1 protein-coding gene and 1 pseudogene are annotated in these 1117 nt (G+C 56.2%); one reads left to right on the forward strand and one right to left on the reverse strand.

Annotated elements, in window-relative coordinates; translation table 11 throughout:
* Positions 1-57 precede the first annotated feature (57 nt).
* Positions 58-348, reverse strand: coding sequence for an acyl carrier protein (locus tag BQ17_RS07880; protein ID WP_089725911.1), 291 nt, complete (start codon positions 346-348; stop codon positions 58-60).
* Positions 349-466: 118 nt separating this feature from the next.
* On the opposite strand from BQ17_RS07880, the pseudogene BQ17_RS07885 reads away from it, so the two are divergent.
* Positions 467-589 (forward strand): annotated as a pseudogene (locus BQ17_RS07885) (Uma2 family endonuclease); the annotation flags it as partial.
* Positions 590-1117: the final 528 nt, after the last annotated feature.

A 1117-nucleotide genomic window follows, 5' to 3' on the forward strand; every position in this document is an offset into this window, starting at 1 on the left:
TCAGCCTCGGTTGTCCACGCCCGCATCGCAAGGCGCGCCTAACCCGACCTACAAAACTTAACTTAATGGCATTGAACCTGGAACTTCCTCCGTAGCGCAAGCCGGTGCTTGGGCAATGGCGTTTGCCAGGTCACCGAAGGTCCGTACACGAACTAATTCCGAGTCCGACAGCTCGACGGCAAAGTGGGTTTCCAGAGCAACGACTAAACGGACGATTTCCAGGGAATCCATACCGAGTGTTTTTGCAATAGGGGCGGTTTCGAATGCCTCGCCTGGAGGTATGGTTACCTGTGGCATTCTGGTTGCCAACAGCGCGCGGAGTTGCTGCATAATCTCTGAAGTGTTCATAGCCTTACCCTTTATTATTTTAAGTGTAATCCTACCAATAATTTCTTAAATAGGTAATAGTATTTTTTTAGTATAGGATAAATTTTTTTAGTGAAAGTGAAGGGGAAAAACACCCGTATTCGAGGTAGTCCCTGACTGGATATGCGAGATCCTGTCTCCGTCCACGGCAAGTATGGATCGCGAGGTCAAACTGCCGCTGTACGCCCGTTATGGTGTGCAATACGCTTGGCTGATCGGTCCGATCGAGCCCGCGTAGGGTGGATAAGCTTGCGCCATCCGCCGGATGCCAGCCACCTCCGGCGGGTGGTGGCCAGGCTCCCTCCTGCGTCGGGACGGGGCCTGGCCTGACCCGATCTATGGGCTGCCACCCGCCGCCATCCGGCGGGTGACGGCGCGCCCACCGCTGCGGCAATCGCGGCGCCTGGCGCACGCGCCTGACCCGCCCTACGGGCTGTGGTTGCCCCGGCGACCGCGGCTGGTGGGTAGTGGTTAAGGTTTGATAAGTTAAGAGGCTGTCTAAAAATTAAGATACTGATTTTAGGGCATAAAATCTGCAAATTTCGCGCTCGTTCCCAGGCTCCGGCGTGGGAACGGCAGCTTGTCCGCTCCCGCGGATGCAGCTCTTCTGTGCTGATCGGCGTTGGCGGTTAGCCTACCGAGGCGCTTAATCGACGCTGGAGCGTCAGATCCCGCCTCCGTCGGGACCAGGTCTGCTCCCACGCTGGAGCCTGGGGAGCCAGCCGAAAATCAATAGGTTAGTTTTTAGACA

It is taken from the genome of Candidatus Thiosymbion oneisti (genome assembly GCF_900092655.1).
Classification (GTDB): Bacteria; Pseudomonadota; Gammaproteobacteria; order Chromatiales; family Chromatiaceae; genus Thiosymbion; species Thiosymbion oneisti.